The organism is Saccharothrix obliqua (assembly GCF_019375475.1).
GTDB lineage: Bacteria > Actinomycetota > Actinomycetes > Mycobacteriales > Pseudonocardiaceae > Actinosynnema > Actinosynnema obliqua.
Genome location: NZ_JAHXGQ010000001.1, coordinates 768,904 through 790,610, shown reverse-complemented (window position 1 = coordinate 790,610; position 21,707 = coordinate 768,904). Strand labels below are relative to the sequence as shown.

18 protein-coding genes are annotated in these 21,707 nt (G+C 72.3%); 8 read left to right on the top strand and 10 right to left on the bottom strand.

The window, feature by feature from the left end:
• Positions 1-36: 36 nt before the first annotated feature.
• Entirely contained in the window at positions 37-1,482 is a 1,446-nt protein-coding gene (locus KZQ38_RS03930) for an NAD(P)/FAD-dependent oxidoreductase (RefSeq protein WP_219438412.1), read from the bottom strand.
• 67 nt (positions 1,483-1,549) lie between these two features.
• Positions 1,550-3,091 carry a histidine ammonia-lyase gene (hutH, locus tag KZQ38_RS03925; RefSeq protein WP_219438410.1) on the bottom strand — a complete coding sequence of 514 codons (1,542 nt, stop codon included), beginning with the start codon at positions 3,089-3,091 and terminating at the stop codon, positions 1,550-1,552.
• A 554-nt stretch (positions 3,092-3,645) separates the two neighbouring features.
• On the opposite strand from hutH, the gene KZQ38_RS03920 reads away from it, so the two are divergent.
• Positions 3,646-4,461: an IclR family transcriptional regulator gene (locus KZQ38_RS03920; RefSeq protein ID WP_219438408.1), complete on the top strand. Its 816-nt coding sequence runs from the start codon at positions 3,646-3,648 to the stop codon at positions 4,459-4,461.
• Here the strand turns inward: KZQ38_RS03920 and KZQ38_RS03915 are convergent, their stop codons facing one another.
• From KZQ38_RS03915 to KZQ38_RS03900, 4 genes are read right to left on the bottom strand one after another with little or no spacing between them, the layout of a single operon-like run.
• Positions 4,462-5,349, bottom strand: coding sequence for an ABC transporter substrate-binding protein (locus KZQ38_RS03915; RefSeq protein WP_219438406.1), 888 nt, complete (start codon positions 5,347-5,349; stop codon positions 4,462-4,464).
• A 24-nt stretch (positions 5,350-5,373) separates the two neighbouring features.
• Entirely contained in the window at positions 5,374-6,075 is a 702-nt protein-coding gene (locus KZQ38_RS03910) for an ABC transporter permease (RefSeq protein ID WP_219439362.1), read from the bottom strand.
• Entirely contained in the window at positions 6,072-6,731 is a 660-nt protein-coding gene (locus KZQ38_RS03905; protein WP_372452203.1) for an ABC transporter permease, read from the bottom strand. The genes KZQ38_RS03910 and KZQ38_RS03905 overlap by 4 nt, the downstream gene beginning before the upstream one ends.
• Positions 6,724-7,764 (bottom strand): ABC transporter ATP-binding protein, encoded by a 1,041-nt coding sequence (locus tag KZQ38_RS03900; protein ID WP_219438404.1) that lies wholly within the window; start codon positions 7,762-7,764, stop codon positions 6,724-6,726. Before KZQ38_RS03900 ends, KZQ38_RS03905 begins: the two co-directional genes overlap by 8 nt.
• A 105-nt stretch (positions 7,765-7,869) precedes the next feature.
• Between KZQ38_RS03900 and KZQ38_RS03895 the strand changes: the two genes are divergently transcribed.
• Positions 7,870-9,390 carry a bis-aminopropyl spermidine synthase family protein gene (locus tag KZQ38_RS03895; RefSeq protein ID WP_219438402.1) on the top strand — a complete coding sequence of 507 codons (1,521 nt, stop codon included), beginning with the start codon at positions 7,870-7,872 and terminating at the stop codon, positions 9,388-9,390.
• 15 nt (positions 9,391-9,405) lie between these two features.
• Here KZQ38_RS03895 and KZQ38_RS03890 read toward each other — a convergent pair whose 3' ends face one another.
• Together KZQ38_RS03890 and KZQ38_RS03885 are read right to left on the bottom strand one after the other, a co-directional pair.
• Complete coding sequence (locus KZQ38_RS03890; protein ID WP_219438400.1) at positions 9,406-12,585, bottom strand: sensor domain-containing protein; 3,180 nt, start codon at positions 12,583-12,585, stop codon at positions 9,406-9,408.
• 225 nt (positions 12,586-12,810) lie between these two features.
• Positions 12,811-13,971: an NAD(P)-dependent malic enzyme gene (locus KZQ38_RS03885; RefSeq protein ID WP_219439358.1), complete on the bottom strand. Its 1,161-nt coding sequence runs from the start codon at positions 13,969-13,971 to the stop codon at positions 12,811-12,813.
• A 305-nt stretch (positions 13,972-14,276) separates the two neighbouring features.
• Between KZQ38_RS03885 and KZQ38_RS03880 the strand changes: the two genes are divergently transcribed.
• The gene (locus KZQ38_RS03880; RefSeq protein ID WP_219438398.1) at positions 14,277-14,870 is read left to right on the top strand and encodes a dTDP-4-dehydrorhamnose 3,5-epimerase family protein; all 594 of its coding nucleotides are present in this window, start codon (positions 14,277-14,279) and stop codon (positions 14,868-14,870) included.
• On the opposite strand, the gene KZQ38_RS03875 is transcribed toward KZQ38_RS03880, so the two are convergent.
• A complete protein-coding gene (locus tag KZQ38_RS03875) occupies positions 14,867-15,175 on the bottom strand; it encodes a S26 family signal peptidase (protein WP_257900592.1) in 309 nt (102 codons plus the stop codon). The two genes, KZQ38_RS03880 and KZQ38_RS03875, sit on opposite strands and share 4 nt — an antisense overlap.
• 79 nt (positions 15,176-15,254) lie before the next feature.
• Here KZQ38_RS03875 and sodN point away from each other — a divergent pair, with 79 nt between their 5' ends.
• Entirely contained in the window at positions 15,255-15,668 is a 414-nt protein-coding gene (sodN, locus tag KZQ38_RS03870; RefSeq protein WP_257900591.1) for a superoxide dismutase, Ni, read from the top strand.
• A 215-nt stretch (positions 15,669-15,883) separates the two neighbouring features.
• Here the strand turns inward: sodN and KZQ38_RS03865 are convergent, their stop codons facing one another.
• Complete coding sequence (locus KZQ38_RS03865) at positions 15,884-17,089, bottom strand: MrcB family domain-containing protein (RefSeq protein WP_219438396.1); 1,206 nt, start codon at positions 17,087-17,089, stop codon at positions 15,884-15,886.
• Between the two features lie 518 nt (positions 17,090-17,607).
• Here KZQ38_RS03865 and KZQ38_RS03860 point away from each other — a divergent pair.
• The 4 genes from KZQ38_RS03860 to KZQ38_RS36900 all read left to right on the top strand — a co-directional run bounded on the left by KZQ38_RS03860 (position 17,608) and on the right by KZQ38_RS36900 (position 21,662).
• Positions 17,608-18,798: an ROK family transcriptional regulator gene (locus KZQ38_RS03860; RefSeq protein WP_219438394.1), complete on the top strand. Its 1,191-nt coding sequence runs from the start codon at positions 17,608-17,610 to the stop codon at positions 18,796-18,798.
• A gap of 230 nt (positions 18,799-19,028) precedes the next feature.
• The gene (locus KZQ38_RS03855; protein WP_219438392.1) at positions 19,029-19,220 is read left to right on the top strand and encodes a lasso RiPP family leader peptide-containing protein; all 192 of its coding nucleotides are present in this window, start codon (positions 19,029-19,031) and stop codon (positions 19,218-19,220) included.
• A 112-nt stretch (positions 19,221-19,332) separates the two neighbouring features.
• Positions 19,333-21,009: an asparagine synthase-related protein gene (locus tag KZQ38_RS03850; RefSeq protein WP_219438390.1), complete on the top strand. Its 1,677-nt coding sequence runs from the start codon at positions 19,333-19,335 to the stop codon at positions 21,007-21,009.
• Positions 20,991-21,662 carry a lasso peptide biosynthesis B2 protein gene (locus KZQ38_RS36900; protein ID WP_219438388.1) on the top strand — a complete coding sequence of 224 codons (672 nt, stop codon included), beginning with the start codon at positions 20,991-20,993 and terminating at the stop codon, positions 21,660-21,662. The genes KZQ38_RS03850 and KZQ38_RS36900 overlap by 19 nt, the downstream gene beginning before the upstream one ends.
• Positions 21,663-21,707: the final 45 nt, after the last annotated feature.

Genomic DNA, 21,707 nt, shown 5'->3' with positions numbered 1-21,707 from the left:
TCTACATCGGACTTGTCCCCTCCGCGGTCGTCATCGTCAGGCGGCCTGCCTGACCAAGCCCACCCTCGGCTCGGTGACGACCTGGATGTCCTTCATCTTCGCGTCGACGCCCGCGGGGTCCCGGTAGATGTTCCACAGCACCGAGACCTCCAGACCGGGGAAGTGCTTCCGGTCCGGCCCCTGCGGAGCGGTCACCTGGGACTCGTCCGCGTCCGCCAGGAGCAGTTGCGTCAACGCACGGGTGTCCGTGGACTCCGCCTCGCGGAGGTCGGTCATGCCCGCGATGATCTCGGTGAAGTTGCGCACCGGCTGGTCGTCGTAGCGGACCTGCTCGTGCACCAGCCGCTGCGACTGCCAGAAGAAGTCGTCCGCGCCCTCGTACCGCTCGTACATCCGCGACACGAGCACCAGCAGGCGCGTGTAGGCCCGCCGGTAGGCGTACTCGAAGAACGCCAGCGATTCCTCCTCGGACAGGTCGCCGTTGAAGATCGAGGACACCGTCGCGGCCCCGAGCAGCGCGCTGAACTGGGCCAGGTGCACCCCGGTGGACAGCAGCGGGTCCAGGAAGCAGGCCGAGTCCCCGACCATCAGGTAGCCCGGACCGCAGAACCGCTCGGCGACGTAGGAGAAGTCCTGCTCGGCGCGGATCGGGTCACCCGAGTCCCCGTTGAGCAGCGTCGCCTCGTCGAGCAGCCCGTGCAGCGGCGCGCAAGCCTTGATCCGGTCGAGGTAGAAGTCCTTCAGCGAGTCGAAGTTGTTGCGCCGCTCGGCGAAGGTCTTCTTGTGCGTGACGAACCCGATGCTGAACCGGTCCTCGGTCAGCGGGATGTGCCAGTACCAGCCGTTCGGCGAGGAAAGGCCGTTGAACCCGCCGTCCGGCGTGCCGGGCAGCAGCTTCGCCCCGCGCCAGTAGCCCCAGACCGCGATGTTCTGGAACACCTCGTGGGACTGCCGGATCTTGAAGTGCTGGTTGGCCAGCACACCCGCCCGGCCCGAGGCGTCGATGAGGTAGTCGAAGTGCTCGGTGTGGACGGTGTCGCTGTCCCGGCCCACCCACTCGACCGCCGTGGGCCTGCCGGCGTCGTTGAACACGACCCGCTTCACCGTGGCGCCCTCGACCACGTCGGCGCCCTGGTCGGCGGCGTTGCGTAACAAGATCTCGTCGTACTTGTCGCGCTCCACCTCCCAGGTCCACGCCTGGCTGTCGACGAGCTTCGCCCAGTCCAGCACCCATTCGTCGTCGCCCCAGCGGAACAACGAGCCGCGCTTGACGACGAAGCCGTGCTCCTCGACCTTTTCCAGGGCCCCGGACAACTTCAGCAGTGACTTGCACGAGGGCAGCAGGGACTCACCGATGTGGTAGCGCGGGAACACCTCCCGTTCCAGCAACCGCACCTGGACCCCGGACTTGGCCAGCAGGGCCGCTGCCGTTGACCCGGCGGGTCCCCCACCGATGACGAGCACTCTCTTCCCGTTTGACATGACGCATCCCTCTCAATCGTCAATGCATTCCGTGAGGCGGCTTCATCGGTGGGTGTGCCCTCGTCGTTCAGACCTCCGAGCGGTTCTGGTTCGAGACGACGTCGAGCAGCGCACCCGACCGGATGAACTCTTCGGCGGCGGCGATCTCCGGGGCGAGGTGGCGGTCCGGGCCGGGGCCCGGCACGTGGTGGCGCAGGGCGGCGACCGCCGCCGCGGTGGCGGGGGCGGGTCGGAGGGGGGCGCGCAGGTCCAGCGCGCGGGCGGCGGTCAGGAACTCGATCGCGAGCACCGTGCGCAGGCCGTCCACGGCCTTGCGCAGCTTGCGCGCCGCGGACCAGCCCATCGAGACGTGGTCCTCCTGCATGGCGCTGCTCGGGATGGAGTCGACGGACGCGGGCACCGCGAGCCGCTTCAGCTCGCTGACCACCGCGGCCTGGGTGTACTGGGCGATCATGTGGCCGGAGTCGACGCCCGGGTCGTCGGCCAGGAACGGCGGCAGGCCGTGCGAGCGGTTGACGTCCAGCATCCGGTCGGTGCGGCGCTCGGCGATGCTCGCCACGTCCGCGACCGGGATGGCGAGGAAGTCCAGCACGTAGGCGATCGGCGCGCCGTGGAAGTTGCCGTTGGACTCGACGCGGCCGTCCGCCAGCACCACCGGGTTGTCGATCGCGGCGGCCAGTTCCCGGTCGGCGACCGTCTCGGCGTAGCTCACCGTGTCCCGCGCCGCCCCGTGCACCTGGGGCGAGCAGCGCAGCGAGTACGCGTCCTGCACGCGGGTGCAGTCCGGGCCGCGGTGGCTCTCCATGATCTCCGAGCCGGCCAGCAGCTCGGCCATGCGCCGCGCGCTGAGCCCCTGGCCGGGGTGCGGGCGCAGGGCGTGCAGGTCGGCGGCGAAGACGCGGTCCGTGCCGAGCAGCGCCTCGACGCTCATCGCGGCCGTCAGGTCGGCCACGTCCAGCAGGTGGCGCAGGTCGTGCAGGGCCAGCACCAGCATCCCGAGCATGCCGTCGGTGCCGTTGATCAGCGCGAGGCCCTCCTTCTCGGCCAGCCGCACCGGCGTGATGCCCGCCCGGTCCAGGGCCGTGCGGGCGGGCACCAGCTCACCTGCGGCGTCCCGGACCTCGCCCTCGCCGGTCAGCGCCAGGGCCGCGGCGGACAGCGGCGCGAGGTCGCCCGAGCAGCCGAGCGAGCCGAACTCGTGCACCACGGGCGTGATGCCCGCGTTCAGCATGGCCGCCATCGCCTCGGCGGTTTCCAGGCGCACGCCGGTGTGGCCGGTGGCCAGGGTCTTCAGGCGGAGCAGCACGAGCGCCCGCACGACCTCCCGCTCGACCTCCGGGCCGGAGCCGGCGGCGTGCGAGCGGACGAGGGACTGCTGGAGGGCGGCACGCCGGTCCGGCGGGATGTGCCGGACGGCGAGGGCGCCGAACCCGGTGGACACGCCGTAGGTCGGCTTCTCCGCCGTGGCCAGTCGCTCGATGTGCGCACGAGCGGTGGCCACCGCTTCCCGCGCCGCCTCCGTCAACTCCACGGGCGCGTCGCCACGGGCGACGGCGTGGACGTCCTCGCGGGTGAGGAGCTTGGACCCCAGTTGCACGGGCTGCTGCATGTGCTCCATCACAACCCGACCGCCCGCGCCGCACGACCCGGGACCGGCGGAGACTGTCTGGTATTCCAGACGACGCGAAGATTCTTCGGGTGTGCTCGGCCCTGCTCCGGAGGTCGCCGGGGTTGTCGGGCGGCTCGGGCGGTGCCGATCGGCAAGCGGCGGCCGGCCGCCCCGAACAGCCAACCAGCAAGCCGGCTGCGAGGGAGGCGCGAACAGCAACCCGACCCTCGAACGGCCCAACACCACAGCAGCCCCGGAGGAGGAGCACGGCTGGGGTCCGAAGGCAGGCGGCGGCGGTCCGAAGGCGGGCGGCGGTCCGGGGGGGCGGCGGCGGTTCGTGTGTGCGGGCGGCGGTCCTGAGGCGGGCGGTGGCGGTCCGTGCTCGGATGGTGGGCGTCCGGCCGCAGGGGTGGACGGAGGGCCGTGTGCGGGCGGCGGCGGCCCCTGCGCAGGTGGGGCGGGCGGCGGGTCGTGCGCGAGCGGTGGGCGGCCGGTCGAGGGGGGCGAGCCGGGCGGGCTGGTCTGGTATTCCAGACGACGCGCACAATGGGGCCGTGGGCGCGAGCAGCGACGTGCCGGCGTTGCGCCGGGGACTGGCCGTGCTGCGGTTGCTGGCGAGCAGGCCCGGTCCCCTGTCCGCCGCCGCCGTGGCGCGGGAGTTGGGGCTGCCCCGCTCCACCACCTACCACCTGCTGGCCGAGCTGACCGAGGCCGGTTTCGCCACCCACTTCCCCGAGGAACGCCGCTACGGCCTCGGCGTCGCCGCGTTCGAACTGGGCTCCGCCTACCTCCGCCACGACCCCCTGGAACGCCTGGCGCGGCCGTTGCTCCGCCGCCTCGTGGACGTGGTCGGCCGGACCGCCCACCTCGGCGTCCTGCACGGGGCGGAAGCCCTCTACCTGCTCCGGGAGCAGCCCCGGCAGCCGTCGACGATCGTGTCCGACGTCGGGGTCCGGCTGCCCGCCCACCTGACGGCGTCCGGCCGCGCCCTGCTGGCGCACCTGCCTGCCGCCCAGGTGCGGGCGTTGTTCCCCGGTGTCACGTCGTTCGTCGAGCGCACCGGCCGCGGCCCGCGGGACCTCCCCGCGCTGCGCCGCCTGCTCGCCGCCGAGCGCCGCCGGGGCTGGGCCGTCGAGGACGGGTACGTGACGGCCGGTTTCGCGTCCGTCGCGGCACCCGTGTTCGACCACGGCGGGCGGCCGATCGCGGCGATCACGGTCACCTTCCGGCACGTGTGCGACGACGAGTGCGGCGAGACGTGGCCGGACCTCGCGTCGGAAGCCCGGCGGGCGGCCGACGCGCTCACCGATCGCATCGGCCCCCGGACACGCGAAAGGCCGCCGGCCCGTGCCGGCGGCCTCGACGCGTGATCAGCCGATCGCGGCGGTCTTGAGGAAGTCCGCGGCCACGTTCGCCACGGTCTCCTTGTCCACGTCCACGCGCTTGACCAGCTCGGCCAGCTTCTCCGTGGTCAACGCCTGCGACACCTTGTCGAGCACGGCCTTGCCCTTCGCGTCCACCGCGTCCGACCGCAGCAGCGGCACGATGTTCTGCGCCGGGTACATGCTCTTCGGGTCGGTCAGCTCCACGAAGTTGTTCGCCTTGATGTCCGCCGAGGTCGTGTAGAGGTTCACCACCTGCGCGGAGCCGTCCTTCAACGCGTCCACGGTGACCGGACCGCCCGCGTCGGTGGTCTTGACCTCCTTGAACGTGACGCCGTACAGCTCCTTGACCTTGCCCTGCCAGCGCTGCGCCCACTCGCCCGCCGCGCCCAGCACGTACTTGTTGTCGCCCAGGTCGGCGATCGACTTCACGCCCGAGTCGGCGGTCTCCTTGGTGACCACCAGCACGTCCTTGTCCTCGGCCGGCGACTTCGCCAGGACCTCCAGACCGGCCGGGGTCTTCTCCTTCAGCGCCGCGTACACCTCGTCCGGCGTGGTCTTCGCGTTCGCCTTGTCGAAGTAGTTGAGCAGGTTGCCCGTGTACTCCGGCACGACGCCGAGCGACTTGTCCTGCAACGCCTTCACGACCAGTTCGCGCGCGCCGATGCCGGACTTCACCGACACCTTGGCGCCGGTGGTCTTCAACGCCCCCGCGTACACCTCGGCGAGGATCTTGTTCTCGGTGAAGTCGGCCGAACCGACCACGACCTCACCCGAGGCGGCCTGCTGGTCGCTCCCGCTCAGGTCCTCCTTGGACCCGCACGCGGAAACGGCCAGCGCCGCCGCCGCGACGATGACGGTCAACGTGCGCTTCATGCCGTACTCCCTCTCCCACAACACTCAACCGACCCGGGGCGCCTTCGCGCGCCGCCGCGGCCGGGCGGACAGCCGCAAACCCCTCGGGATGACCAGCTTCCCCACGAGCGCGAGCACCACGTCCAGCACGACCGCCAGCAGGGCGACCAGCACCGCGCCGCCGACGAACTGGCCGTAGTCCAGCACTCGCAGGCCGTCCAGCAGTGGCCTGCCCAACGTCTCGATGCCCACGTACGCCGCCACCGACGCGGTCGCGACGACCTGCAACGTCGCGTTGCGCAGGCCACCGACCAGCAGCGGCAGCGCGTTCGGCAGCTCCACCCGCCACAGCCGCTGCGCGCCGGTCATCCCCATGCCGCGCGCGGCGTCCACGACACCGCGGTCCACGTCCTGGATGCCCGCGTACGCGCCCGCCAGGATCGGCGGCACGGCCAGCACGACGAGGCCGATCAGCACGCCGACCTGACCGCCGCCCGCCACCAGGTACAGGAACGTCACCAGGCCCAGCGTCGGCAGGGCGCGCAACGCGTTGCTGCCGCCGACCAGCAGCACGCCGCCACGACCGGTGTGCCCGACGTACAGCCCCAGCGGCACGGCGATCGCCGCCGCGCCGAGCACCGCGCCCAGGCAGTACAGCAGGTGCACGCCGACCCGCACCGGTATCGACCTGGACCCGGTCCAGTTGGCCGCGTCGAGCAGCCAGGCGAACGCGTCCGCGAAGATCATGCCCGACCCGCCCTCGCCCACGGCGTCACCAGGTTGCGCAGCCCCACCAGCAGCAGGTCCACCACCAGCGCGAGCGCCAGGGTCAGCACGATGCCGATGGCGATCGGCGCGAGGTAGCGCTGCCGGAAGCCGTCGGTGAACAACGTGCCGAGCCCGCCGGTGCCGATCAGCGCGCCGACGCTGACCAGGCTGATGTTGCTGACCGAACCGACCCGCACGCCCGCCGCCAGCACGGGCACGGACAGCGGCAGCTCCACGGTCAGGAACCGCCGCCACGGCCGGAAGCCCATCGCGGTCGCGGCGGCCGTCACGTGCGCGGGCACCGCGTTCAACGCCTCCACGACCGGGCGCACCAGCAGTGCCGTGGTGTAGATGGTGAGCGCCAGCACCACGTTCACCGGGTTCAACACCTGCGTGCCGATCACCGCCGGGATGATCGCGAACAACGCCAGCGACGGGATCGTGTAGACCACATTGGACAGTCCGACGACGAAGCCGTTGAGGCGCCGGTACCGGTGGCACACCAGGCCCAGCACGACCGCCAGCACCACGGAGATCACCAGCGGCAGCAGGGACAGCCACACGTGGTCGAGCAGCATGGACCACAGCGCCGCCCGCGTGCCCGCGTCGCTGAGGTACTTGACGACGTCACCCACGGCGGCTCTCGATCACGTCGAGCACCTGCCGCGCCTCCACCACGCCCGCGAGCCTGCCCTCGGCGTCCACCACGACGCCCAGCCCCGACGGCGACGACAGGGCGGCGTCCAGCGCGCCGCGGACCGGGCCGCCCGACTCGTAGAGCGAGCCGCCGGGCACGGTCGAGCCGTCCGGCGCGCGCCAGCCCTGCGGTCTGCGGTCGGCGTCCACCACCAGCCGCCACCGCCCGTCGCCGCCCGGCTCGTCGGCGGTCTCCACCGGGCGCACCTCCACGCCGGCGGCGTCCACAAAGGACAGACTGCGGTAACCGCGGTCCTTGCCCACGAAGCCCGCCACGAAGTCGTCGGCAGGCCGGGCGAGCAGTTCGGCGGGCGGCGCGTACTGGGCGAGGACGCCGCCCTCGCGGAACACCGCCACCTTCTCGCCGATCCGCACGGCCTCGTCGATGTCGTGGGTGACGAAGACGATCGTCTTGTCCAGTTCGGCCTGGAGCCGCAGCAACTCGTCCTGCAAACCCTCCCGCACCACCGGGTCCACCGCGCTGAACGGCTCGTCCATCAGCAGCACCGGCGGGTCGGCGGCCAGCGCGCGCGCCACGCCCACCCGTTGCTGCTGGCCACCGGAGAGCTGCACCGGGTAACGGCGACCGAGTTCGGCGGGCAGCCCCACCAGTTCCAGCAGCTCGGCGGCGCGGGTCCGCGCGCGGCCCTTCGACCAGCCGGACAGCAGGGGCACCGTGGCCACGTTGTCCAGCACGGTGCGGTGCGGGAACAGGCCGGCCTGCTGGATCACGTACCCGATGCCCAGCCGCAGCTTCGGCGGGTCGACGGTGAGCACGTCGCGGCCGTCCACCAGCACCGTGCCCGACGTCGGGTCGATCATCCGGTTGACCATGCGCAGGGACGTCGTCTTGCCGCAGCCGGACGGCCCGACGAAGACCGTGATCGTGCCCGCCTCGACCACGAGGTCCAGGCCGTTCACCGCGATCGTCCCGTCGTCGAACCGCTTGGTCACGCCGCGGAACTCGATCACCCGTGGTCCCTCCCCGTCGGTGGCAGCAGGCGTCGAACGACCCTAGCCCGTCCGGCCGGCGGTGGCAGCGGTGTTTCAGAATTCGGTCAGTAGGCTGCTCCGTTTGTGGCCACCGAACTAGTCCGCGAACTACTTGAATCGCACGGCGCACACGCGCGCAGACTCCGACGCGTCCTCACGTTGCTGGGTGACGACTGGCACACCCTCGCGGACCTGGTCCGCGTGCCGGCCGTGCCCCGGCGCACCGTGCAGGACGTGTTGAAGGCGCTGGGCGCGGACGTGGAGACCAGCGGCGACCGGTTCCGCATCACGCCGTCGCGGGCCGCGGCCTACAAGGAGTTCGGCGCCGCGCTGGAACCGGTGGACCCGCTGGTGACGCGCAACACCGCGCTGCTCACCGGCATCCGCGCCGACATCGCCGCGGTGCCGCCGCCGCTGACGGCGCTCGACCACGTGCAGGCGACGGCGGAGACCGCGTTGAAACGCGCGTTGTGGTTGGACGAGCAGTACGACCTGGTCGGCCGGACCCTGGTGCTCCTGGGCGACCACGACCTGACGTCGCTCGCGGTGGCCGCGGTGAACCCGGACGTCTCGTTGGTCGTGGTCGATGTGGACGATCGACTGCTCCAGTACGTCGAGGAGCGCTCGGGTGGCCGCGTCCGCGCGCTGCACGCGGACCTCCGGTTCGGGCTGCCCTCCGCCGTGCGCGAGTCGGCGGACCTGGTGTTCAGCGACCCGCCGTACAGCCCGGAGGGCATGGCGTTGTTCGCGTCCCGCGCCGTGGAGTGCCTGGCCCACCCGGCACACGGCCGCGTGCTGCTGGCGTACGGGTTCAGCGAGCGCACGCCCGCGCTCGGGCTGAAGGTGCAGCAGGAGTTGCTGCGGCAGGGCCTGGTGTTCGAGGCGGTCCTGCCCGCGTTCCACCGGTTCGACGGCGCGCAGGCCATCGGCAGCGCCGCCGACCTGTACGTGTGCCGGCCCACCGGCCGCCGCGCCGCCGTGCCCGCGAAGACCACGATCTACACGCACGGCCCGCAGTCGGTCGAGGCGACCGGTCCGGGCCCGGAAGCCCTGCGGGCGCTGGTGGAGCACGCGCCGCGGCCCGAGTCGTCACCGCCGCCCAAACCCCGCGCGCCCGGCTGGGCCGACCCGATCGGCAAGGGCGCGGCGTCGCTCGCCGTGGACCTGTCCGGCGACCCCGGTCCGTGGCTGCTGCGCACCCTGCTGGCGTGCTCGCCCGGCCGGATGGCCGCGCTGGTGCCGAACAACCACCCGGACGTCGCGTCCGCGGCGGGCCAGGCCGGGTTGTCGGCGCTGGTGGACACCCGGTTCACGTTGCGCCACCTGCGGTCCACCCCGGACGGCGGGCACTGCGTCGTGGTCGCCGACCAGGTGCTGCCGGGCACCCTCGACCCCGGTGGGCTGGTCGTGCGCGAGGTGTTGACGCGTGCCCACGGCAAGGTCGGCAACGTGTGGCGGGAGGCGTTGACCACCGTGCTGCGGGTCACCCGGCGCGAGGCGCGGGAGCTGGTGCCGCAGCACGACGACCTGGAGCACCGGCTGATCGACCTGCCGAGGCACCGGATCGCGGCCCTGCTGCCGCTGGTCCGGGCGTCGGCCGGCTGACCCGCCGGCGGCGGGTCAGCCCGCCCGCGGGATGTGCAGCGGGCCGAGGGCGAGCACGGCTCGGAACTCCTTGGGCGGCACCGGGCGGGAGAACAGCCAGCCCTGGTAGGCGTCCACGCCGACGCCGCGCAGCACGTGGAACTGGGTCGCCGTCTCCACGCCCTCGGCCACGCACTTGCGGCCCATCGCCCGCGCCATGTCCACCACGGCCCGCGCCACCGCGAAGTCCGACGAGTCGTTGCCCACCCCGGACACGAACCGCCGGTCCACCTTGATGATCTGCGCCGGCAGGTCCTTCAACCGCGCCAACGACGAGTACCCGGTCCCGAAGTCGTCCACCGCGAACCGGATGCCGCGCGCCACCAGCTCGTCCATCGACTGCCGGACCCGCGACGGCAGGTCCACCAACGCCGTCTCCACCAGCTCCAGCACCACCCGGTCCCACGGGATGCCCGCCTCGGCGATCGCACTCGCCACGATGTCCTCGAACTCCGAGTCACCCGGCACCAGGCCCGCGAGGTTCACCGCCACGGACACCGGCTTGCCGTTGGGCGCGGGCCACGTCGCGGCCTCCTTCAACGCCGTCCGCAGCACCCACCGGTCCAGCTCGCGCAGCAGGTCGCCCTGCTCGGCCACGGGCAGGAAGATGTCCGGCGGCAGCAGCCCGCGGTCCGGGTGCGGCCACCGCACCAGGGCCTCGGCGGTCTGCACCGAGCCGTCCACGCCCACCACCGGCTGGAAGTGCAGCGCCAGCCCGTCGTGCGCCAACGCGTCCCGGAGCTGGCCCTCCAGGTGGACTTGCCGGTCGGCGGACGCGATCAACGCCGCCGACGCGAGCGCCACCCGGCCCGCGCCGGACCGCTTGGCCTCGAACATCGCCGCGTCCGCGAACCGCAGCAGGTCGTTGCCGGTCGCGCGGGAACCGTTGGGCACCGCCGCGCCGATCGACGCGGACACCCGCACGAGCTGCCCGTGCACCGGCACGGCCGTGCGCAGCAGGCCCGCGACCTTGGTGGCCAGCGCGTCCACACCGCCCACCCGGTCGATGTTCTCGCAGATGATCACGTACTCGTCGCCGGACAGGCGGGCCGCCGTGCAGCCCTCCGGCAGGCCGCCCTCCAACCGCCGGGCCAACGCCACCAGCAACTCGTCACCCGCGTCGTGGCCCAGGGAGTCGTTGACCCGCTTGAAGTTGTCGATGTCGCAGAACAACACGGCCACCCGCGACCGGTTCTCCGACTCCAGCAGCTCCGCCAGCATGTCCTTGACCAGCGCCCGGTTCGGCAGGCCGGTCAGCTCGTCGTGCGTGGCCTGGTGGCGCAGCGCCTCCGAGGCGCGGCGGCGCTCGGTGATGTCCTGGAACACGGTCAGCCAGAACCGGCGGCCGTCGTCCTGGACGGACAACGCGATGTGCAGCTCGCAGTAGACCCGCTCGCCGTCCGGGCGGACCAGGATGCGCTGCGGGATCTTGTGCACGCGGTCCGCGCCGAGCTGCGTCATCCGGTTCACCGAGACGAGCCGGTTCTCCTTGTCGTCCGGGTGGGTGAGCTGGTCGGCGGTCATGCCGCGCAGCTGCTCCAGGTCCATGCCGAGCAGGTCGCACAACGCGTCGTTGGCGTCGACCAGGCGCTCCGCCTCGTCGAACAGGCCGATGCCGACCGGCGTCAACGACACCAGGTCGGCGAACCGCTGGCTGGACCGCTCCATCCGGGTCTCGGCGGCGCGCTGCTCGGTGATGTCCTGCGCCGTGCCGACCGCCAGCGGCCGGCCGTCCGGGCCCTTCACCACGACGCCGTGGCTGCGGAACACGCGGACCCGGCCGTCGCGGCGCAGGATGCGGTACTCGCACTGCACCGGCGAGCCGTCGGCGGACAACTGCTGCCACAGGTCGTCCACCCACGCCCGGTCCTCGGGGTGCACCAGCTCCAGGTACGTGCGGTAGTGGGTGCGCTCGTCACGCGGCACGCCGAACAGGTCGGCCAGCATGTCCGACCACACCACGTCGCCGGTCTGGAGGTTCCACTCCCACACGCCGAGCCGGGCCGCGCGCTGCGCGTCGGCCAGCCGCCGCCGGTCGTCCCGGAGCTGGCGCTCCAGCACCCGCGCGTCGGTGACGTCCTGGATCGTGCCGTGGAAGCGGTGCAGCCTGCCGCGCTCGAACTCGGGCCGCGCGCGGCAGACGTAGACGCGGTCGCCGTGCTCGCTGCGCACCTCGACCTCGACGGTGCGCTCGTCGGTGGCGCGCAGCAGGTCGCGGCGCAACGCCTCCAGCTTCGGGCGGTCCTCCGGGTGCACGCCGCACAGCAGGTCGGCGCCCGGCTCGACGCCCAGGTCGGCGTACATCTCGAGCAGGACCTCGCTGCGGTGCACGGCCTTCGTCGGCACCTCGTAGCTCCAGCTGCCGATGCGCGCGATGCGCTGCGCCTCCAGCAGCCGGGCGCGCTCGGTCTCCAGGGCGCGGTCCGCGCGCAGCTGGGCCGTGATGTCGCGGATGTAGCCGGTGATGAACTGGGTGCGGCCGTCCGAGCGGGCCTTCGCCTCGGCCACGCCGCGGATCCAGCGCAACTGGCCGTCCGGCAGCACCACGCGGTAGACGATGTCGATCGGGTGGCCGTCCAGCTCGCGGTTCGCCCAGTAGCTGGCCACCATGTCGTAGTCGTCCGGGTGGACGACGTCGAGCACGGCCTGCGCGCCCGGCACCACGTCACCTGGCCGCACGCCGAGCATCTCGTAGTGCGATTCGGACCAGACCGTCACGCCGGTCGCCGGGTCGTACTCCCACGACCCGATCTGGGCGACCCGCTGCACGGCACGCAGCCTGCGCTGCTCGTCACGCAGGTCGTCGGCGGCGCGGGCCAGGTCGGACACGTCGACCAGCAGCACGGCGTGCAGTTCCGCGCCGGGCACCGGGGTGCGGGCCACGCGGACCGGCAGCAGGCCGCCGTCGGACTGGCGCAGCCGCGGGTCCGACTCGTCGCCGACGAGGAGGTCGCCGAGGGTGCGGCCGACCAGGTCCTCGGCGGAACCCGCCTTGGCCAGCTCGGCGACCGCGGCGTTGGCGCTGACGACGACGCCCTCGGGGTCGCACAGCAGCGAGGGCGCCTCGGGTAGTGGGGTGCCGTCGAGCGCGACCGGTGTCCCGGCCGGGCGTGCAGGGTCGAGCACCACCGGAGCGCGTCCAACCCGCTTGGGCACGGTCCCACCTTCCCGTGACTACGGCAGGGATGAACCGGCCCGACCGCACCCGAATACGGCGTCCCTCTCCGCGGGCAATATTCACCCGAGGAGAGGGACGGTATCGCTTCGGAGCGTCATCGCCCACCCCTCTCGGAGGTAACGAAACAACACGTTGGTGGTTTCGTTGCTCTGTTGAGTCCAGTGGACGGATGCGGCCGGAGGTCTCCCAACTCCGACTGGGGGTCAGGCTACTCCGTCCCGGCGGGCTGCCAAGGCCACGGCGGCGGCGACTTCGGGGGCGACCCGCGGGTCGAGGGCGCTGGGCACGATCCGGTCGACCGCGAGGTCGTCGGCGGCGACGGCGGCGATGGCCTCCGCCGCGGCGAGCTTCATGTTCTCGGTGATGCGCTTCGCGCCCGCGTCCAGTGCGCCGCGGAAGATGCCGGGGAACGCGAGGACGTTGTTGATCTGGTTCGGGAAGTCGCTCCGGCCGGTCGCGACGACCGCCGCGTGCCTGCCCGCCACCTCCGGGTGCACCTCCGGGTCCGGGTTGGACAACGCGAACACGACGGAGTCGGCGGCCATGCTCGCGATCAGCTCCTCGCCCACCTGCGAGGAGGACACGCCGACGAACACGTCGGCGCCGCGCAGCGCTTCCGCGATGCCACCGCGGAGGTTGCTCGCGTTCGTCACCTCGGCGAGCCCGGCCTTGACCGGGTTCAGCCCGTCCCGGCCCGCGTGCACGATGCCGCGCGAGTCGACCACGGTGACCTCGCCGACGCCCGCGGCCAGCAGGATGCGCGCGCACGCCACACCCGCCGCGCCCGCGCCGGAGATGACCACGCGTTGGTTCGCGATGTCCTTGCCCAGCACGGTGTTCGCCCCGCGCAGCGCGGCCAGCAGGACCACGGCCGTGCCGTGCTGGTCGTCGTGCATGACCGGCACGTCCAGGGCTTCGACGAGCCGTTCCTCCAGCTCGAAGCAGCGCGGCGCGGCGACGTCCTCCAGGTTGACCGCGCCGAACGACGGGCGCAGCCGGACGAGCGTCTCCACGATCTCGTCCACGTCGGTCGTGTTCAGCACCAGCGGGATCGAGTCCAGCCCGCCGAACGTCTTGAACAACGCGGCCTTGCCCTCCATCACGGGCAGCGACGCGCTCGGGCCGATGTCGCCGAGGCCGAGCACGGCCGTGCCGTCGCTGACCACGGCCACCAGGCGGTGCGCCCACGTGTACCGGGCGGCGAGGGCGGGCTCCTCGGCGATGGCGCGGCTGACCCGCGCGACACCCGGCGTGTAGGCGATGGACAGCGCGCGGGGGTCGGCCAGCGGCGCGGTCGCGCCCACGGCCAGCTTGCCGCCCTCGTGGGCGCGGAAGATCTCGTCGTCGGACAGCTCGGTGGTCATGGGCTGGTCGTTCAAAGCGGTCACGGGGAAGTCCCTCCTGCGGTGCGCGATTCCTGCGGCGCACCGGGACCGGCGTTGTCACGCGGATCTGCGGGGCCTGTCGGCGGGCCGGCCGGTGCGGTTCACGCGACGGGCCCTGAGTTGCGGTGTGGGGCCAGCATGACAGCGTTGGTGATCGCTGTCTGCGGCGGGGATCACACACTTTTCCGCAGGTCAGAGCCGGTTTCAGCAGGACGTACGTCCGTTTTCCTGCGGTTTCCGCAGGCAGGATCGGTCAAGACCGGGAGACGCATAGGGTTGGGGTCATGCAGGCACGTGAGCTGAAAATCCCGGGGACTTTTGAATTCACCCCATCGGTCTTCCCGGACGACCGGGGGATGTTCGTGTCCCCGTACCAGGAGCAGGCGTTCACCGCGGCCGTCGGGCACGGGTTGCGGATCGCGCAGACCAACCACAGCAGGTCCCGGCGCGGCGTCGTCCGCGGCCTGCACTACGCCGACGTGCCGCCTGGTCAGTCCAAGTACGTGCACTGCCCGCGTGGCCGGCTGCTGGACGTGGTGCTCGACATCCGGGTGGGCTCGCCGACGTTCGGCGTGTGGGATGCCGTGGAGTTGTCCGAGGGCGCGTTCAACGCCGTGTACGTGCCGGAGGGTGTCGGGCACGCGCTCATGGCGTTGGAGGACGAGACGGTGGCCTCGTACCTGTGCTCGGAGGGGTACAACCCGCGGGCGGAGCGGGGCCTGCACCCGTTGGCGCTGGACCTGCCGTGGCCGGCCGACGTGACGCCCGTGCTGTCGCCGAAGGACGCCGCCGCGCCGACCCTGGAGGAGGCGCGGGCGGCGGGCCTGCTGCCGACGTACGCGGACTGCGTGGCCTGGTACGACAAGCTGCGGTCCTAGCGCAGGCGGCGCGGGCGGGGCCACAGGCGGAACCGGACGACGCCCAGCACCTCGGCCGCGCCCAGCGTGCGGGAGTCGGTCGACGCGAACGGGTTGTCGCCCTCCACGTGCCACCCGCCCGGCACCGCGCGGACGGCGCGCTTCACCGACAGCCGGCCCGGCCGGGCGGCCCACCTGACCAGCACGAGGTCGTTCGCCCGCGGTGGTCGGGCCCGTTCCAGGACGACGACGTCCCCGGTCCGCAGGGTGGGCGCCATGGATGGCCCGACCACCCGTACCAGCGGCAGCGGGTTGTGCTCCGCCAACGATCACCTCCAACTGCCCGACCGGGGTCCCCGGAGTAGGGTTCGGCCCTGTCGGAGCATCCACTGTCAGGGAGGAAAGATGCGACTGCTGTCGCGCATTCTCCGCCGTCCGCTACTGGAGGCCACCGCGCACTGCGACCTCCCGTGCGGCGTCTACGACCCGGCCCAGGCCCGGATCGAGGCGGAGTCGATCAAGGCGGTGCAGGAGAAGTACCAGGCCAACGAGGACCCGGAGTTCCGGGCGCGCGCCATCCTGATCAAGGAGCAGCGGAGCGAACTCGTGAAGCACCACCTGTGGGTGCTGTGGACCGACTACTTCAAGCCGCCGCACTTCGAGAAGTACCCGGAACTCCACGACCTCTTCAACCGCGCCACGAAGGCCGCGGGAGCCTCCGGCACGAAGGGCTCGATGGACCCGACGAAGGGGCAGGAGCTGCTCGACCTGATCGCTCAGATCGACAAGATCTTCTGGGAGACCAAGGCGGCGGCCTGACCTCGCGGTGACACGGCGCCGGCCGGGCGGAGAGATTTCCGCCCGGCCGGTGCTGTTTCTCGTTCGCGGCCACGGATGCCATGCGGACGCATCGAGTACCCGCCGGGCTGACGCACGCCCGATGCCAGCAGCGACCAACGAACCCAATGGTCCACCGACAGCGGCCGGTCCCGCCATGACGACCCAGGATGGTCCACAACGCTGTCAGGGTCTGATCAGCGCCAAGCTTCGGGCAGGATCGGCAGATCGGGAGACCCCGCGGCTCGCTCGCCGTGGCACGGCTGCTGCCGGCGCGCCAGGCTCGCTGAGCCACCGTCCCGCTCATTCCCCACGACATACCGGAACGTCATCGGAGTGAGGTTCGGGCGCAGGACCCGCCATGGGTGCACCACGTGTAACTCGCCCCCGGATGCCGTCACCGGAGTGGTGGTGCGATCAAGCGTGATCCGGCTGACGACAACCAACATGTTGTTCGGGTACACGTGTTCGTGCAGGTCGACTTCGTTCTTGGTCAGGATGATCTCCGAGTCGCCACCCCATGCCGACGTAGTGCCTTTTACTTCCACGAACAGACGTTGCTCTCCCCTGCGCGCGTCGAGGTCGTAACTGCGAGTTGCCCCGACGTCGGCGACAACGAACCCGTCGGCGGTGAGATGGCGCGAGGCGACCGCCACTGCTTGTCGCTCGATCGCAGCGCGTTCCGCAGCGGTAAGTCGAAGCCCCTGGCCCCTTCGCGATCTCCCGGCCGCTTGCTCCGCCGTGACGAGCGCATCGAGCACCTCAGGAGCCATCTCGCCAGGGAGGTCGATCGCGTTCTCTGCCAGTTGGTATAACTTCCCGAGGACAGATACGAGGAATCGGAGATCGGCAGTCAGCACCTCTTCGCCCGGTAATCCGTCCACCCGGTAGTCGAAGGCGACCACGGTGCCCGCTTCGTACGCGGGGCCCAGTTTGGATTTGCGGGCGCCGAGGCTGATACGTTCCACCAGTTCGCCCCGGCCTTGCAGGAAAGGCGAGAGGGCTTCACGAGCCCACTGCGCGCGGCGACGAAGCTCCACTGCCGGACGGGGGTGGAATTCGCCGTTCTCCCAGCGAGTGGTGCCCTGCATCAACGACAGGTAGACGCGATCCCCCGAAGCACCGAACAGGTAGACGACGTACCACCCCGTCGTCGCCGACGCCGAGCGACTGGCGGAGTACACGCGCGCCCACGGGATCTCGTTCTTCAGCCCTGTGCCGTCGCGCGCCTCCACCGCCCAGTCATCGATCCTCCCCGATGTCTCCGCGACATCCGGCAGCCGCTCTCGAAGCCACGCCGCGATCTCATGCCGGACCAACCGGCCCCGCTTCTGCATGGCCGGGGTATTTTGCCGGCTCCAAGCGGGCTGAAGCAGTAGCACCTCGCGCAGGAGGTCACGCATAGGGAACCCGACACTCCAATCGGCGCAAGCCGGCTTGGCTCACATCGTGATAAGTCACCAGAACATCGCCGCGGTCGGCCGGGTCGTTACCTCAGCACCGGCCAGACCGCCTGCGCGTCGAAGGCCACGTCGCCGGCCGTTTGCGGAGTCCTCCAAGGACCGGGGTGCTACCGCCGACCGACTGGGAGACCTCCTGTCGATGTGAGGCTGTCGCGTCGGTGATCTATCTGTTCGGCACACGCGACCGACTGGACCGTTGCCGCCCTGCGTTGAGCACCCCGCCGCCGGTCGAGACCCAGCGGTCGCTTACGCCGCGGATGGCCGGCGCGCACCGCCCGAACGGACATTTCCCCGTCACCCGGTTGAGCCGAACGGTCGAATCAAAATAATGCCAGCCCACTGCGAATAAATACCCGCCCGCCGCACACCCGAACGGAACCGCAGTTCAATCTGAACAGTCGACTGCTAATCTGGGCTGCCCCCACTTCGGAAATGGCAATTTTGCGGAGGCCGCGGTCATGCGGGAAGCTCGGGAACTCCTGGATCGCCCCGTCCAGGGGCGTGAGGTCAACCTCAAGCGGCTGGTTGTGGAGATCATGGTCAAGTCCGACCGGCAGTCCCAGTTGGTCCGGCGGACCGGGTTGTCCGGGGCCCAGGTGTCGCAGTCGGTGCAGGAGCTGGTCAAGGACGGCGTCCTGGAGGTCGACGCGCCCGGTTCCGGGCGGGCTCGGGGGCGGGTGCGGTTGAGTCGGATGCGCGGGGTCGCGGTGGGTGTCGACGTGGGGTTCAACCACATCTCCGCGGTCGCGCGGCCGGTGGGCGACCCGCACGACCGGATCGCCGTGCGGCGTGAGGGGTCCGGCGCGAACATCGGCTTCCGGCGCCTGCTGCCCTCGGTGTTGCGGCTGGTCCGCGAGGCCGTCGAGGAGACCAACCAGGGCATGGCGGACGTGGTGTCGGCCGGACTGGCGGTCCCCCGCATGGTCGACCCCCGCACGGGCCGGTTCACGACACCGGTGCTGCCCCCTTGGGAAACCGACGACGACCCGGCGGGCGAGCTGGCCGCCGAACTCGGCACGCCCGTGGTGATGGACAACGACGCCAACCTGGGCGCGTTGGCCGAGCAGACGTACACCTCGGAGGAGGCCGTCGAGCACGTCGTCTACGTCAAGGCGTCGACGGGCGTGGGCATCGGCATCGTCGTCGGCTCCAACCTGGTGCGCGGACGACGCGGGGCGGCCGGCGAGATCGGGCACCTGACGATCGACCCGAACGGCGAGATGTGCCTGTGCGGCGGACGCGGGTGCCTGGACACGCTGGTCGGCTCGGAATCCCTGCTGGCCAAGGTGAAGCAGTCGCAGCGCGGCACGGCGCGGGACGTGCCGAACACCCTCGCCGAGCTGGTCCTGCGCGCCCACAACGGCGACGCGGTGTGCGTGCGCGTGCTCAACGACGCCGGCCGCGTCCTCGGCTTCGCGCTCGCCCAGCTGTGCAACCTGATCAACCCGCACCGGATCGTCCTCGGCGGCGAGCTGGCAGACGCGCGGGCGCTGCTGCTGGAGCCGTGCCGCCAGGAGCTGGACCGGTACGCCCTGGCCGGCGCGGTCGCGCGAGCGGAGGACTTCGACCTGCGCACCAGCACCCTCAGCCCGCTGGCGGAGGCGCAGGGCGCGCTCATCCTGGGACTGCGGTCCCGGTCGTCGAAGTGAAGTCGCGGACGCGCCCGCGCCGCCTCCGCCGTTCGATTCTACGAATTGATCCGACCGAATCACGTGAACCGGTCCCCCGCCTGATCGGGTGAACCGCCCGGCACTTCCAGCGGGGATACCTCACGTATTCGCGCCGTGCGCATTCGAGCGCTGGCTCGCGGTTATTTCGATGGGATACGCTGCGGACGCACGAGACGCACCCGTCGCCCGCAGTCGAACGAGGCACCGCCATGGACTTCTTCCGCAGGTTGCGCGCGCGCTACCGCGCCACGCATTTCACGGTAATCGGGAATTCACCCGCCGAACCGCGGGCGGTCACCGCCGAACCACCCGTGCTGATCGACTTCGGCGACGTCCGGCGGGTCACCCTGGGCAGCTCGTCCAGCGGCAACGCGGATGCCAACTCCCAATACTACTGGTAGCGCTCCGGTGGCACCCGGACCCGGACTCGTCGGCACCCACGGCGCGCCCCCGCCGGCGGCCGGAGCGGAAACACCGGCCGCCGGCGCGTGGGCGGATCCGGCGAGACCCGTCGTGTGGGGGCCGTGGCGGACCGGTGAGGTGCGGGTGGTGGTGTGCCCCGGCGCGTGGCTGGTGGTGGTCGGCGACTGCCGGGCCGACGACCACCGGGTGCGGGCCGACCTGCGCGCCGCGGTGCACGACAACCGCTGGGAACCGATCACCCGCTGGCCCGGCAGCTACCTGGCGATCGTGCTCGCCGGAGGCCGGCTGACCGCGTTCGCCGACCTCGCCGGCCAGCACCCCCTCTTCTTCCACCCCGGCCCGCCCTTCGTCTTCGGCACGAGCGCGCAGGCCACCGCGCGCCGGGCGGGTCTCGGCACGCGCCCGGACCCGGTGCACGTCCTGGCCGACGTCTTCTGCGCCGCCGCACCCGTGCTCACCCGCGGCCGGACCCCGCTCACGGGTGTGCGGCGGCTGGAGGCGGGCGAGTCGCTGCGGGTGTCCGCGTCCGGCTCGTGGCACGTCGAACCGCCGAGCACACCGACCGGACCGTCCACTCCGGACTGGCCCGGTCGGTTGCGCGCCGCCCTGAGCGAGGCCGTGGCCGGTCGACGGGCACCGCTGTCGGCGGACTTCAGCGGTGGCCTGGACTCGACGTCCGTCGCGTTCCTCGCCGCCCGCGACCGCGCCGAGCCGTTACCCGTCTTCACCTACCACCACCCCGACGCGCCCGCCGACGACCTGGCGCACGCCCTGCGCAACGCCACGCCGGACCTCCACCTGGAGGTCGTGCACGGCACCGCGGCCACCCTGCCCTACCAGGACCTCGCCGCCGCGCCCACGACCGACCTGCCTGATTTCGCGGCCACCACGCACGCGCGCAACCGGCTGCGCCTGGCCCGCGCCGCCGCGGCGGGCAGCCGGGTCCACCTCGGCGGCGAGGGCGCGGACGCCCTCCTCGTCGCACCGCCCGCGTACCTGGGCGACCTGGCACGCGCGGGTCGGGTGGGCGCGTTGCTGGACGACACCCGCGCGTGGGCGCGACTCCGCGACGACTCCCCGACCAGGGTGCTCAACCGCGCGCTCCGCCTCGGCCGGACACCCATGACGCGCGCACTGCGCACGCTGTCCCACCAACTCCGCCACGGGCACGCCCGGCAGCCCGAGTGGGTGGACGCCATCGCCTGGTGGCCCGCGCCGGGCCTGGAGGCGCGTTGGCTGACCGCGTCCGCGCGACGCACCCTGGCGGATTTCGTGGGCGACCACGCGGCGACCGCGCCGGACGTGGCACCGACCGGGGTCGCCGACCTCACCGCCTACCACGACCTGCGCCGGTCCGGCGCGGTGCAGCGGCAGTTGAGCGAGTTGGCCCGCCCGTACGGGGTGTGGCCGCAGGCGCCGTTCCTGGACAACGACGTGATCCGGGTGTGCACGGAGCGACCCGCGCACCAGCGGGCGGAAGGGACGGCGTTCAAACCGCTGCTGCGGGCGGCGTTGCGGGATCTCGTGCCGGAACACGCGCTCGCCCGCCGGACCAAGGGCAACTACCTGGGCGAGGAGTACCGGGGCGTCCGGGCCGCCGCGCCCGCGCTGCGGGCGGCGTTGCGGGCGTCGCCGCTGGCCGACCTCGGCCTGGTCGAGCCGGCCGAGGTGGTCGCGTCCGTCGACCGGGCGGCGGCGGGCGCGGGCGCGCCGTTCCCGGCGCTCAACCGGCTGCTCGCCTACGACCTGTGGCTGGCGCGGCTGTGATCGTGCACGTGCCGGCCCACCTGCACGCGGCGAGCGCGGCGAGCGGGTCGACGTTCCTGCTCAACGCCCGGTCCGGCCGGTGGCACGTGCTCAACCCGGCGGCGACCGCGGTGTGGCGGGAACTCGGGCGCACCGGCGACCTGCGTCACGCGACCGACCCGGCGGCCCGCCGCCTGGTCGGGGAGCTGGCCGCCCGCGGCCTGCTGGCGGCCGGTCCGGGCACGCCGCCGCCGGCACCCGGTCGGGACCGGCCGGCGGGTCACCTGCCGACCAGCGGCACGCCGCCGCGACCGGCGGCCGTGGTGGCGTTCGCGGTCGCGTTGCTGTTGCTGCGCCTGCCGTTCCGCGTCACCGTCCGCGTGGTCCGCGTCCTGCACGGCCGGTGCACCCGGCCGGCGTCACCGGCCGAGGCGGCGCGGGCGGTCGCGGCGGCCGACGCGGCGGCGGACCGGTACCCGGGCCGGGCCGCCTGCCTGGAGCGCTCGCTGGCCGCCGTGGTGGCCGCGGCGGCGGCACGCCGGCGGGTCGACTGGGTGCTGGGCGCGGCCGAGGACCCGTGCCGCTTCCACGCCTGGGTGGAAGTGGACGGCGTGCTGGTGGGGCGACCGCCGGGAACACCCGAAGACGTTTTCCTCCGGGTGTTCTCGGTGTGACCGCCCGGATGGCGCTCCGGGCAGGCCGAGCTGCAGGCACGCCGC